The 12,520-nt window shown below is 60.4% G+C and carries 13 protein-coding genes; 6 read left to right on the top strand and 7 right to left on the bottom strand.

What is annotated here, in order from left to right:
- The first annotated feature begins 228 nt into the window (after nt 1-228).
- Together AC1DNW_RS03480 and AC1DNW_RS03475 are read left to right on the top strand one after the other, a co-directional pair.
- Nucleotides 229-1,275 (top strand): substrate-binding domain-containing protein, encoded by a 1,047-nt coding sequence (locus AC1DNW_RS03480; protein ID WP_477851891.1) that lies wholly within the window; start codon nt 229-231, stop codon nt 1,273-1,275.
- A 76-nt stretch (nt 1,276-1,351) separates the two neighbouring features.
- Nucleotides 1,352-2,560, top strand: coding sequence for an acyl-CoA dehydrogenase family protein (locus tag AC1DNW_RS03475; RefSeq protein WP_477851889.1), 1,209 nt, complete (start codon nt 1,352-1,354; stop codon nt 2,558-2,560).
- Nucleotides 2,561-2,633: 73 nt separating this feature from the next.
- Here AC1DNW_RS03475 and AC1DNW_RS03470 read toward each other — a convergent pair whose 3' ends face one another.
- Nucleotides 2,634-3,851 carry an SfnB family sulfur acquisition oxidoreductase gene (locus AC1DNW_RS03470; RefSeq protein ID WP_477851887.1) on the bottom strand — a complete coding sequence of 406 codons (1,218 nt, stop codon included), beginning with the start codon at nt 3,849-3,851 and terminating at the stop codon, nt 2,634-2,636.
- A 91-nt stretch (nt 3,852-3,942) separates the two neighbouring features.
- Between AC1DNW_RS03470 and AC1DNW_RS03465 the strand changes: the two genes are divergently transcribed.
- Together AC1DNW_RS03465 and AC1DNW_RS03460 are read left to right on the top strand one after the other, a co-directional pair.
- A complete protein-coding gene (locus AC1DNW_RS03465; protein WP_477851886.1) occupies nt 3,943-4,167 on the top strand; it encodes a hypothetical protein in 225 nt (74 codons plus the stop codon).
- Nucleotides 4,164-5,492, top strand: a complete 1,329-nt coding sequence (locus tag AC1DNW_RS03460) for an LLM class flavin-dependent oxidoreductase (protein ID WP_477851885.1) — start codon at nt 4,164-4,166, stop codon at nt 5,490-5,492. The genes AC1DNW_RS03465 and AC1DNW_RS03460 overlap by 4 nt, the downstream gene beginning before the upstream one ends.
- A gap of 4 nt (nt 5,493-5,496) precedes the next feature.
- Here the strand turns inward: AC1DNW_RS03460 and AC1DNW_RS03455 are convergent, their stop codons facing one another.
- On the bottom strand, nt 5,497-6,273 hold the full coding sequence (locus AC1DNW_RS03455) for a class I SAM-dependent methyltransferase (protein WP_477851884.1): 777 nt from the start codon (nt 6,271-6,273) through the stop codon (nt 5,497-5,499).
- 175 nt (nt 6,274-6,448) lie between these two features.
- On the opposite strand from AC1DNW_RS03455, the gene AC1DNW_RS03450 reads away from it, so the two are divergent.
- Complete coding sequence (locus tag AC1DNW_RS03450) at nt 6,449-7,363, top strand: LysR family transcriptional regulator (protein WP_477851882.1); 915 nt, start codon at nt 6,449-6,451, stop codon at nt 7,361-7,363.
- On the opposite strand, the gene AC1DNW_RS03445 is transcribed toward AC1DNW_RS03450, so the two are convergent.
- The 5 genes from AC1DNW_RS03445 to AC1DNW_RS03425 are packed head-to-tail and all read right to left on the bottom strand — an operon-like array spanning nt 7,353 to nt 10,977.
- Complete coding sequence (locus tag AC1DNW_RS03445) at nt 7,353-7,682, bottom strand: DUF6665 family protein (RefSeq protein WP_477851881.1); 330 nt, start codon at nt 7,680-7,682, stop codon at nt 7,353-7,355. The genes AC1DNW_RS03450 and AC1DNW_RS03445 overlap by 11 nt on opposite strands.
- 18 nt (nt 7,683-7,700) lie before the next feature.
- Nucleotides 7,701-7,943, bottom strand: coding sequence for a hypothetical protein (locus tag AC1DNW_RS03440; protein ID WP_477852122.1), 243 nt, complete (start codon nt 7,941-7,943; stop codon nt 7,701-7,703).
- Between the two features lie 41 nt (nt 7,944-7,984).
- Nucleotides 7,985-8,626 carry a ThuA domain-containing protein gene (locus tag AC1DNW_RS03435; protein ID WP_113428865.1) on the bottom strand — a complete coding sequence of 214 codons (642 nt, stop codon included), beginning with the start codon at nt 8,624-8,626 and terminating at the stop codon, nt 7,985-7,987.
- 16 nt (nt 8,627-8,642) lie between these two features.
- Complete coding sequence (locus tag AC1DNW_RS03430) at nt 8,643-9,746, bottom strand: Gfo/Idh/MocA family protein (RefSeq protein WP_477852115.1); 1,104 nt, start codon at nt 9,744-9,746, stop codon at nt 8,643-8,645.
- Between the two features lie 31 nt (nt 9,747-9,777).
- A complete protein-coding gene (locus AC1DNW_RS03425; RefSeq protein WP_113300422.1) occupies nt 9,778-10,977 on the bottom strand; it encodes an ROK family transcriptional regulator in 1,200 nt (399 codons plus the stop codon).
- Nucleotides 10,978-11,180: 203 nt separating this feature from the next.
- On the opposite strand from AC1DNW_RS03425, the gene AC1DNW_RS03420 reads away from it, so the two are divergent.
- Nucleotides 11,181-12,485, top strand: a complete 1,305-nt coding sequence (locus tag AC1DNW_RS03420) for an ABC transporter substrate-binding protein (RefSeq protein WP_477851879.1) — start codon at nt 11,181-11,183, stop codon at nt 12,483-12,485.
- Nucleotides 12,486-12,520 lie beyond the last annotated feature (35 nt).

Genomic DNA, 12,520 nt, shown 5'->3' with positions numbered 1-12,520 from the left:
ATCCAAGTCTGCTTTCAAGCCGCGATATTGGCCTGCAAGGCGCCTGAACCTCCAGGCACGCTTTGTCACTCGTGCGGGGTGTCGGGAACAAAGAATCTCCGGAAACCGCGAAAATCGGATCATTAAATCTACTAAAAACATAGAGATTATATCTAATAATTTCATGCGTCGCGGGGGAGCTGCCTGCCTGTCAGACGACGCCCACGATTGACCAGAAGGACCGCGACGATGAAATCCCTCGCACGGCTTACGCTCTCTGCAGCCGCAATCACTTTCCTTTTTGCCCAGCCCTCCCTTGCCGCTGGCCTCAACGGCGCTCCCGCTCCCTTCGACAGGGGCGGCGTGAAGGTGGCGCTGATCAGCTATATCTCTGCCGGTGACTTCTTCCAGGCCTATCAGGCTGGCGCTGAAGCCCAGGCCAAGGCGCTCGACATTGACCTGCGCGTCTTCCCGGGCCGGCAGGATGCCGCCGAGCAGCGTGAGCAGATCCTGCAGGCGATCAATCTCGGCGTCGCCGGCATCGTCGTTGACCATGGACTGCCGGAATCGCTCGGCGATGTTGTCCAGCAGGCACTGGACAAGGGCATCAAGGTCGTCGCCTTCGATGTCAATCTCAACAATCCCAAGGTGCCGCAGGTGGAGCAGAGTGACCACGAACTCGCTCAGCTCGGGCTTGAGCAGGTGGTGAAGGACAACGGCAAGAGCTTCAATGCCGGCTATGTCTACGTCGCCGGCTTCGCGCCGCTCGACCGCCGCAACGAGGTCTGGGATAAGTTCAAGTCGGAGAATTCCGGCGTGGTCGAAAAGGCCCGCTTCGGCAATGTCAGCGACACCACGGCCACCTCGACCGCCGACCAGGCCAAGGCGGCACTGACCGCCAATCCCGACATTACCGTCGTCTTCGCGCCCTATGACGAGTTTGCGCGCGGCGTGAAGCTCGCCGCCAACGATCTCGGCATCGCAAGCAAGCTGAAGATCTATTCGGCCGACGTGTCGACCGCCGACATCCAGGAGATCACCGAGGAGGGCAGCCCCTGGGTTGCGACCGTCGCGACCAATCCGGCCGTTGTCGGCGCTGTCTCCGTCCGCGCCGCGGCGCTGCAGATCGCCGGGCAGGAGATTCCCCACCAGATTACCGTCAAGCCGACGCTCTTGACGCAGGAAAGCCTGCGTGCGGCCGGCGTCAAGACGATCGAGGACCTGGCGCAGAAGATCCCGGCCTTCAGCACAAGCGACGCGGCTACCGCGAGCTGGATCCCGGACAAGCTTTTCTAGGCTGCCTGCCTCGATCTTCCGGCGGGGGTTGTGCGGCCCCCGCCGGGCCTATTTCTAAAAACCGGAGTTTCGATTCATGAGCCAGTCCAATGTCGTCTTCGCGACCAATCGCAGCACGACGCGAGAGGACCTCTTTGCCCGCGCCGAGGAAATCTCGGCCGATCTTTCCAGCCGCGCCGCCGAACTCGACCGTGAAGGCCGCCCACCGCTTGGCGAAATCATCAAGCTGAAGAATGCCGGCCTGCTGAATGCCTTGCACGATCAAAAGATCGGCGGCAGTGGCCTTGACTGGGTGGATGGCTTGCGGCTGGTGCGCATCCTCGCGCGCGGCGAAAGCTCGATCGGCCAGCTTCTCGGCTATCACTACGTCAACAGCCAATATGTCTACTGGGCGCTTGAGGAAGCTCGCGCCCATGCGCTTGGCTCTGAAACCGTTGCGAAAAACCTCTATTGGGGTGCGGCCGTCAATCCACGCGATCCGGGCCTTGTGCTCACCCGTCGTGGCAACGGCTATATGCTGAACGGGCGCAAGTCGTTTTCCACCGCCGCCCATGTCTCCGATTATATCAACGCCAATGCGACGCTCGACGACAACATCGTCGGCTTCGCCGTGCCGACCAATCGGCCCGGCTATCAGGCCAATGACGACTGGGACAATTTTGGCCAGCGGCTCTCTGACAGCGGCAGCGTCGAGTTCCACGATTTTCCCGTCTACGAGGAGGATTTCGTCGGCGCTCCGGCTGCCCTTGATGCAGCCCCGCCGGTGCTCTCGACCTTCAATACACCGCTCATCCAGCTCGTTTTCGTCAATTTCTATCTTGGCAGCGCCGAAGGCGCGCTCAAGGCTGCGGTCGATTATGTGCGCACGACGACACGGCCCTGGGTGACATCAGGCGTCCAGCGCGCTGCCGATGACCCCTATATCCTTGAGCGGGTCGGGGAATTTACGGCGGCACTCAAGGCCTCTGCAGCACTTGCGGATGCGGCTGCTGCCGCGGTTCAGGCGGGGCTTGCGAAGGGCCAGGCGGTGACGGCCCGCGAGCGTGGCGAGGCGGCTGCGGAAGCCTATGCCGCCAAGGTACATGCCACCCATGTCTCGCTCGATATCACCTCCCGGGTTTTCGAGCTGACAGGCGCACGCTCGACGGCGGAGAAATATCGTTTCGACCGTTACTGGCGCAATGTGCGCACCCATACGCTGCACGATCCGGTGTTCTACAAGGCGAAGGAAGTCGGCGAGTTCGTGCTGAACGACAAGATTCCTGAAGTCAGCCTCTACAGCTAAGATCAGGTACATTTTCTCAAAAAAGAAACCCCATTTCCGCAATCGGAAATGGGGTTTTCAGTTGAGGAGAGAATTAGAGCGCGCCGTTTTTCGGCGGGATCACGCCGTTTAGGTGGTAATTGCCAACGACGTGATATTTCCAACGCACGGGATCGTGCAGCGTATGGGTGCGTGCATTGCGCCAGTGCCGGTCGAGGTGGAGATCAGCCTTGACAGAGGAGGTCCCGGCAAGCTCGAAGAGCGTATTGGTGGCTTCGATGGCGATCTCTGTCGTCAACACCTTGGCGGCGGCGACGGCGAGCGTGGCCTCGACGACCGTTGCCTCCGTCGTTTCGATTTGCGCCGCGTCGACCTTGCGGCCAGCGCGTTCGACCAGAGCCGCTGCAGCCTCCAGCCGGATGGCAATCTGCCCGACCTTGGCGATCGTCAGCGGATCGTCGGCAGCACGCTCCGCGCCGCTGTCCATCCAGGGGCGGGACTTGGTGCGCACAAAATCCAGCGTCTCGGCGAAGGCGGCGCGGGCTATGCCGAGATCGATGCCGGCATGGATGATCTGGCCGACGGAACCTATCGTCGTCGGTCGCTCGAAGCCCTTGTGATGGAGTACGACGGAATCGGCGTGAACATAGATATTGTTCAGGATCGTCGTTCCGCTGCCCGTCGTGCGCTGGCCGAAGCCATCCCAGTCATCGATGATCTCCACACCCTCCGTGCCCTTCGGCACGAAGGCCATGACCAGCCGATCCTCCTCGTCGAGCGCGAAAACCGTCACCCAGTCGGCGAACAGGACGCCGGTGGAGTAATATTTGGTGCCGCTGACGCGGTAACCGGGGCCGTCGCGTCGGATACGGGTATTGTAATGCCCGACCGTCTTCGTGCCGCGCTCCGAGAGCGCATTGCCGAAACGGTCGCCAGCGAGCGCACGGCCGAAGAAATACCGTTTCTGCTCCTCGCTGCCGTCAGTGCGCAACGCTTCCAGAATGTAGAAGTGGTTCTGTGGAATCTGGCCGATCGAGCTGTCGGCTTCCGCCAGGATCGCGGTCACCTCGGCCAACACCGCGTTCGATACGTCGAGCCCGCCATACTGTGCGGGAACTGCGATCGCCAGCAGGCCGGATTGGGCCAGTTCATCGAGTTCGGCAAAAGGCAGCCGACGTTCGGCATCGCGCGCGGCGGCTGTGGCGGCAAATCGAGCGGCGAGTTTTCGAGCAGTTTCCAACGCCTCGTCGTCGCTTTCAATGCGGGCGGCTATGGGCCGGACCTGGTCTTGTTGCCTCTGCACAGTGGTCATCGATTTCTCCAGTTCTCACAGCGCTATCGGTGAAAGAAATCGAGCCAGGAGATAAGATTATAAATTCTATAGATGCGATAGAAAATGAAAAGTGCTTGCTTATCTGGGGCGTGCCTTGGCTACTAACGTCAGTCTTTATCGATCTCACCGGGAAGTGACCGGATTGCTGGTGAAATTGTCGCGGGAAATTGCCGTCACCGATCTCGAATTGCCACCGGCCAACCCTTACCTAACCAACGGACAGATGCGTCGTTCCGGCATCAGCGTTCAGCAGAGGGCAGGCGACCGCTTCGCCCGATCCATGAGGAAAACATGACCCGTTCACGGCAGTTGCGCCTCGGCGCCTTCATGCGTCCCGTCAGCCTGCATACCGGCGCATGGCGCTATCCCGGCTCCTATCCGGATGCGAATTTCAATTTTGCCCATATCAAGTCCTTCGCGCAGAAGCTCGAGGCCGCGAAGTTCGACGCCTTCTTCATGGCGGATCATCTGGCTGTTCTCAACATGCCGGTCGAGGCGCTGAAGCGCAGCCACACAGTGACCTCCTTCGAGCCCTTCACGCTGCTTTCGGCGCTCGCGGCCGTCACTGAAAGGATCGGGCTTGCGGCAACGGCATCCACCACCTTCGACGAGCCTTATCATGTCGCTCGCCGTTTCGCTTCGCTCGATCATCTCAGCAATGGCCGCGCTGCCTGGAACATCGTTACGACCTCCAATCCAGATGCCGCGCTTAATTTCGGTCTCGACGAGCATGTGGAACATGGTGAACGCTACAAGCGGGCGCGAGAATTTTACGATGTCGTCACCGGCCTCTGGGACAGTTTCGCCGACGATGCCTTCATCCGCGATCGTGAGAGCGGCATCTACTTCGATCCCGAGAAGATGCATGTGCTCGATCACAAGGGCGAGGAACTAAGCGTGCGCGGGCCGTTGAACATCGCCCGGCCAGTGCAGGGCTGGCCCGTCATCGTGCAGGCCGGTCAATCGGATCCAGGCCGCCAGCTTGCTGCGGAAACCGCGGAAGTGGTCTTCTGTTCGCCGCGCGATCTCTCGGGCGGCAAGGCGCTCTATGCCGATATCAAGGGCCGGATGGAAGCCACCGGCCGCAACCGCGACCACCTGAAACTGCTGCCTGCTGCTTTCGTCGTCATCGGCGACAGCATCGAGGAGGCGCGCGCCAAGCGTTTGGCCCTCGACAGTCTTGTTCATTACGACAGCGCGATCGCCTCGCTGTCGATCGCGCTCGGCCACGATGCCTCGGGCTTCGATCCGGATGCGCCGTTGCCCAATGATATTCCCGATACCAATGCCAGCAAGACCGGCCGCGCTCAGCTCATCAAGCTGGCGCAGGAGGAAAACCTCACCGTGCGCCAGCTTGCCCAGCGTTATGGCGGCTATTCCGGCCTTGCCTTCGTCGGCACGCCGGCAAGCATTGCCGAGGAGATGGAGCGCTGGCTGGACGAAGAGGGCTCGGATGGATTCAATGTCGTCTTCCCCTACTTGCCGCAGGGGCTGGACGACGTCACCACGCGCCTGGTGCCCGAGCTGCAGCGCCGTGGCCTGTTCCGGACGGAATATGAGGGCACGACGCTACGCGAGCATCTCGGCCTGCCGCGCCCGGAAAACCGCTTCTTCGCATAAAGCCCTATGGTCGGGCGACGATCAGGCGCAACGATCCCTCGAAGAAAGGCTGCGTGCGAAGTTCTCCGTAGCGCGCATCCCACGTGCCGTCCTTGAGATCGCGGCCGAGCTCTGCAACGAAACGCTCACCGATCGAGGGATCGACGAAGCTCCAGGCTGAATTGGCTAGCCGGGCGCCGGGATCGAGCATACGCTCCGGCCGGCCGTAATAGGCCTCGCCGAAACCGTCGATGCAGGCGAGCGGGATCGGCACCGGCGATATGTCGATCTTGCCGCCGAGAAGATCAATCATGGTCTGCAAGGCTGGATAGCGGCTGGCTTCGACGGCGATCATCTCGGGCGCATAGTCGAACAGCCATGAGCGCTCGAGCTCATTTGGATCGCAACTCAAAATCAGCACTGGGCCGCGCGAAACACGGCGCATCTCTGAGAGACCGGTCTTGAGATCAGACCATTGATGCACGGTGAAAGTCGCCATGCTCGCATCGAAGGACTGATCGGCGAAGGGAAGCTTTTCGGCCGTTGCATCGATTGCCTCGGGCAAATGTGCCGGGCGCTGCGCGCGCATGGAAGCTGAAGGTTCGACCGGCGTGACCTTCCGGTCGACCGGCTCGTAGGAGCCGGCTCCGGCGCCGACATTCAGCACCGTTTCGGCATTGCCGAGCGCGGCACGAATGAATTCTGCGATGTGCGGATCGGGCTGGCGGTACTTGCTGTAATTTGTGCCGATTACGCCGTAATTTGCGTCGCCTGCGCTTCCGTCATCATGTCTGTTATTCACGATCGGTCTCCGTAATTATTTTAAACGGTAAAGCTTCGCCCTTGCCGAAACGCGTTGCGTTCCAACATCTGTTGTTCCTGAAATGGCATTCAGTCATGTCGCGAGCCGCAACAAACACCATGTAACGCAGGATGAAAACCGATATGATCGAACAGATATTGTTCGGAAAACTCACATGGCTCGTCGCATTCCATCGCTCAATGCTCTCCGCGCTTTCGAGGCTGCCGGCCGTCTCGGGCGCATGACGCTTGCCGCTGACGAGCTGAATGTCACCCACAGCGCGATCAGCCGGCAGGTCCAGCATCTCGAAGATGTTCTCGGCGTTCCCTTATTCGAGGGGCCGAAGAACAAGCTGCGGCTGACCGAGGCAGGTACGACGCTGCTGTCGGGCCTGAATGCCGCCTTCGACCAGATCGACAGCTCCGTGCGCGCCGTTGCCGATACCGAGGACGGAGCCGTGGACGTTTCCTGCCCAGGAACCTTTACCATGCGCTGGCTGATCCCTCGGCTTTACCGGTTTCAGGCGGAATATCCTGATATCGACGTGCGGCTAACCGCCTCGTCGCGTCCGGTGGATTTTGCCCGCGACAGTTTCGATGTCGCCATCCGCGTCGGAACCGCCCCCTGGCCTGCCGGGGCGGACGTCATTCCTCTTTTTCCCGAGCAGACCGGTCCGGTGCTTGCCCCTTCCCTGGTGGAAAGCGTGGGCGAGCGCTTTACCGGCGCAGCAAGACTTCATACCCGCAGCCGGTTGCGGGCCTGGGGCGACTGGCTTGCACGCTCGGGCATTGTTGTCGAGGCGGGCAGTCGCGTCGAATACGAGCATTTCTATTTCATGCTGGAGGCTGCCAATGCCGGGCTTGGTGTCTGCGTCGTGCCCTGGCCGTATGTGACCGACGACGTTCGCTTCGGCCGGCTGGCCGCCCCGCATGGTTTTCTGGAAAGCGGCCACGAATATGTGGCGCTGCGCCGGGCGAGGCGAAACCGGAAATCCTCGCTTTTCTGCGAATGGCTGGAAAAAGAGGCGTGCGCATTCGTCGTCTCGCATCCTGCGCCAGCGACACAGAGCCACACCGCCGCTATCTCCTGATGATGCCGACCCGTGCCAGCACTTCGCCAGGAATGCCGTAGCGCTGAATAATATCCTTGTTGTTGCGCAGGCCGCAGATCTCACGCTGAACGAACAGCGCCCAGACGGCGTCGGATGCCACGTTGACCAGCGTTTCGTGCTGTTCGGCGCTGTGGCGATCGGGATTCCAGGCCTTCAGGGCTGCGAGCGCCGATTCGACTTTCAGTCCGTTGCGCCCGAGCGAACTGGCGCGCTCCGACATGAGCTCGTATTCGAGCACGTTCACCCCGCCTTCGGCCGAAAAGGACTGCCTGAAGGATTGCGGTGGGCGAACGCTCATAGACTGTCCCTTCGCAGGTTACGACGCCGGCGCGCCCGTGACCTGGAAATAGACCCAGGCGGCGGCAAACACGAGGATCACCGCGGCGATGACCAGGAGCTTGCGGAGCATCGGATTGGGGGCTTTCGGCGGAGGCTTCGGCTTGCGAAACTTGATAACGTTGTCGCTCATTGTCCTGCTGTTCGGTTTGATCTTCGTGCAGCAGTAACGCATATCGGCGCTTTTGGCACCCATGTTGGCGTCCAGATATACGCTTTTCATGTGGGCTGCCGGCCTAGGGCCGGCAGCCTGATGTCAGCCGATCAGCGCGCCGCCCAATTGGCGCCGCGGCGGAAGATAGTCTTCATCTGGGGCACTTCGAATTCCTTGGCGACATGGCCGAGCGAGGAATAGAAGACACGGCCCTTGCCGTATTTGCGCTTCCAGACAACAGGCATGGTCACGCCGTCGATCCAATAAGCATGCTCGCCGGTGAACGTCGTCGTTGCCAGCACCTCGTTCGAGGGGTCGACATGCATGTAATATTGCTCGGAATTATAAGGGAAGTCGGTGATCCCCTCCATCAGCGGGTCGTCTGGTCGGGTGACGTTGACCGTGTAGTTGATGATGTTGCCGGGATGGGCAACCCACTGGCCGCCGATGATGAACTGGTAATCGGTCGATTCACGGAAGCTGTCGCCGGCGCCGCCGTGATAGCCGGCAATACCGACGCCGCTTTCGATCGCGGCAGCGAGGTTCTTCACCTCTTCCTTCTCGATTTTCGACATGGTGATAACGGGAACGATCAGGCTCAGATCATGGATCGACGGGTCGGCGAAAGCCTCCGTGCTGTGCTCCACATAGACCTTGAAACCGTCTTCCTCGAGCATGTCCTTGATGATTGCGGCGCATTGTTCCGGTTCATGGCCTGCCCAGCCGCCCCAGACGATCAGTGCTTCACGCATGTATTCCTCCTGAATGTTACTTGCCGAGCAGTCCGTCGACGAGAGATTGGGAAAGTGGAGCAGGGCGCTCCGTTGTTGTGGTGAGCGTCACCGTGTTGCCGGCATCGGACGCCTTCTCAAAGGCTTCCATAACCTCAAGCACGTGCAGCGCCAGATCGCCGTTTGCGCGGTGCGGCCGGTTCGACCGGATGGCATGGGCAAGATCGGCGACGCCGAGCGAGCGATAATTGCCGTCGGCATAAGGCAGGGTCACGGGCTGGTCTTCGAACTGGCCGCCTTTCTTCAGATATTCGACCGGGCCTGCAAAACGGTTCGGATCCGGTACGATCAGCGTGCCTTCGGTGCCGTAGACTTCGAGCGGGACATGCTTGTGGCCGGCGACATCGAAGCTCATGCCGATCTGCACGACAGCGCCATTGGCGAAAGCCATGACTCCGGCGACATGGGTCGGGATATGAACGGGGATGCGCTCGCCGTTGCGCGGCTCGCTGGTGATGATGCGCTCATTGCGCGGCGTGACCGCAAAGCCGGCAACCTTGGCGACCGGTCCCAGCAGGTTGACGAGGTCGGTGATGTAGTAGGGACCCATGTCGAGCATCGGGCCGCCGCCGACTTCGTAATAGAAGGCCGGATTGGGATGCCAGCGCTCGTGGCCGGGGCACATGAAGGTCGCGGTGCCGCCGACCGGAATGCCGATGACGCCCTCGTCGATCAGGGCGCGGGCCGTCTGATGACCGCCGCCGAGGAAGGTGTCTGGTGCTGCGCCGATGCGCAAACCCTTGGCCTTGGCGGCATCCGCCAATTTTTTCCCTTCCGCGAAATTAATCCCCAGCGGCTTTTCCGAATAGGTATGCTTGCCGGCTTGCAGTGCCTGCAGGCCGACGGCGACGTGGGCTTTCGGAATGGTCAAATTGACGATAATCTCGACCTTCGGATCAGCCAGAAGCTCTTCAACAGACCTAGCCTGAAGGTTGAATTCATTGGCTTTTGCCTCTGCAAGTTCGGGATTGAGGTCGGCCAGTCCGCGGATGTCGAGGATCGGGAATGCCTCTGTCATTGCCTTCAGATAGGCGCCCGAAATATTGCCGCATCCAATGATGCCGATACCGACTTTTTCCATCATATCCTCCCGTAAATATTGATTTCTGACGTTAAAGCGCCGGCCCGGTGGTGCTCCAGGGCGATTCATAGAGTTCGTAAAGGGCAACGGCGGCGGCACCCTGCGCCCAGAAATCGTCGGTCGAATCGTCAAAGACGAGTTCACTGACGCCCTTGAGCGAGGGCGGAATGGCGAGTGCATAGGCATCGCGCAGGCTATTGAGGAAAGGCTCGCCGAGAGCAAGCGACGAGCCGACGAGAATAACCCGCGGCGGCGCAAACAAGGTAACGATATTGGCGATGGTCAGCCCCACCGCTTCGCCGGCCCGCATGGCCGCGCTGATCAACTGGTCGTCATCGGCCTGGATCATAGCCTTTACATGGGTCATGCCGCGGCCAAGACGCACCGCTTCGGCAAACCGGCCATCGGCCTGCTGCTCGCCGAGGATTGCACTTTCGCCGGCCTGACTGGAAAGGCGAACCACACCTTGCTGGCCCATGCCGAGAACGAGATCGCCCAGATTGTGGCTGAGGCCGCCGGCGCCGCGGAAAAGCTGGTTGTCGTGCAGCACGCCAAGGCCGAGCGTTTGCTCCAGCGAAATCAGCACCATGTCTTCCAGATCACGAGCCTTGCCGAACCAGTGATGGCCGAGCGTGATGGCATGCGCATCGCTCTCGATGATCGTCGGAGTCGACAGGCGAGCCGACATTTCTGCAGCAAAATCAATATTGACGTCGCGGAAGATCGGGCTCGATCGAATATGGCCGGTACGGTGCTCGATAACGCCGGGAAGTGCCAGACAGATGCTGTCAATATCATCGAGCGATAGGCCGATATCCACGACGCAACGCCGCACGGCATCCTCGATCAGGTCGGCAATGACAGCGATCGGCTGACGATCGATGCGGATCGGCAGCGTCAGCTTGGAGAGCACGTCTCCACGGAAATTGGTGACGGCGAAAACCATGCGGCTGGCCGCGATCTTAGCCCCAACCACGCGGGCGGCATCCGGATTGAGCTCCAGCATCACGCGGGGCCTTCCACGCACGGCTTCATTGCGGATATCGCCCTCATGACGCGGCAGAATTAGCCCGTCGTCGAGCAACGAGGCAGTGATGGCGGAAACCGTCGTCGTCGAAAGCTCCGTACGCTCGCTGATCTGGATACGAGAGATCGGACCATGGCGCCGGATCGTGTCCAGCACGTTCAAGCGGTTGATCGCACGCATTAGTTCGGGATCTGCAGTCTTCATGAAAACGAGCCAGGCATCAATTTGTTGGAGCAGGTGCCCCAATATTTTTAACGGGTTACGAAATAAATAACAGGCAAGTGCGGATGGCTGTCAAGCGAATTTGACGAAAAATACGGCAGTTGGGTTGACATCGGGCAAAAGCTCCGTTGAATTAATCCGCATAGGGGAAAAATTGTGAGGACATGGCCCCTGGGAGGAAAATCATGAATTTTATGTTGAAGAACGCCACCTTCGGCGGCAGACGGATCGTATCCATGGCCGTAACGGCCGGCATGTTGTTGGCAGGAGCGGGTGCTGCTTCCGCGACGACGGTGGTCAAGTGGCTGCATCTCGAACTCGATCCGAAAAACGTCGCGGCCTGGGAGGAGATCGTCAAGAAGTACGAAGCCCAGCATCCCGACGTCGACATCCAGATGCAGTTCCTCGAAAACGAGGCCTTCAAGGCCAAGCTTCCGACATTGCTGCAGTCTGACGACGTGCCGGATTTCTTTTTCAGCTGGGGCGGCGGCGTCTTGAAGCAGCAGTCCGAGACGGGCGCGCTCCAGGACGTGACGACGGCTCTCGACGCCGATAGCGGCAAATTGCGCAATGCCTATACCCCGGCTTCGGTCGACGGCCTGACCTTCGACAGCAAGACCTGGGCGATCCCCTACAAGGTCGGGCTGGTCAGCTTCTTCTATAACAAGGCGCTGTTTGCCAAGGCCGGCGTCAAAGCCGAGGACATCAAGAACTGGGCCGATTTTCTCGCCACGGTGAAGAAGATCAAGGCGGCCGGTATCGTGCCAATCGCGGGCGGTGGCGGCGAGAAGTGGCCTATCCACTTTTACTGGAGCTATCTCGTCATGCGGGAAGGCGGACAGAAGGTCTTCGAAGCGGCCAAGAACGGCGAAGGCGAAGGTTTCCTCGATCCGTCGATCATCAAGGCCGGTGACGATCTTGCCGAACTCGGCAAGCTCGAACCTTTCCAGCCCGGCTATCTCGGTTCGAGCTGGCCGCAGGCGCTTGGCGTTTTCGGTGACGGCAAGGCTGCAATCATCCTTGGCTTTGAAGCGACGGAGGCCAACCAGCGCAAGAATGCCGGCGACGGCAAGGGTCTCGCACCCGACAATATCGGCCGCTTCGCTTTCCCGACGGTCGAAGGCGGCGCCGGCAAGCCAACCGATACGCTCGGCGGCTTGAACGGCTGGGCCGTCACCAAGAAGGCATCGAAGGAAGCGATCGATTTCCTCGCTTTCCTGACGAATGCGGAGAACGAGCGGGCGATGGCCAAATTGGGCATGCTTCTACCCGTTGCCGCTGGCGCCGATGACGGCGTCACCAACCCGCTACTTGCCGAATCGGCAAAACAGCTTGCGGGTTCCACCTGGCATCAGAACTTTTTCGACCAGGATCTCGGTGCGGCCGTCGGCCGTGTCGTCAACGACGTGTCGGTGGAAATCGTCTCCGGACAGATGAATTCCAAGGACGGCGCCCAGATGATCCAGGACGCTTTCGAACTGGAGCAATAACCAGCGCCCGCAGACCTTCCCGGCGCTCTCGCCAG

Source organism: Rhizobium sp. 05L429, assembly GCF_056397645.1.
Note: the sequence above shows the minus strand (reverse complement) of the source record. Positions and strands in the feature narration are given on the sequence as shown.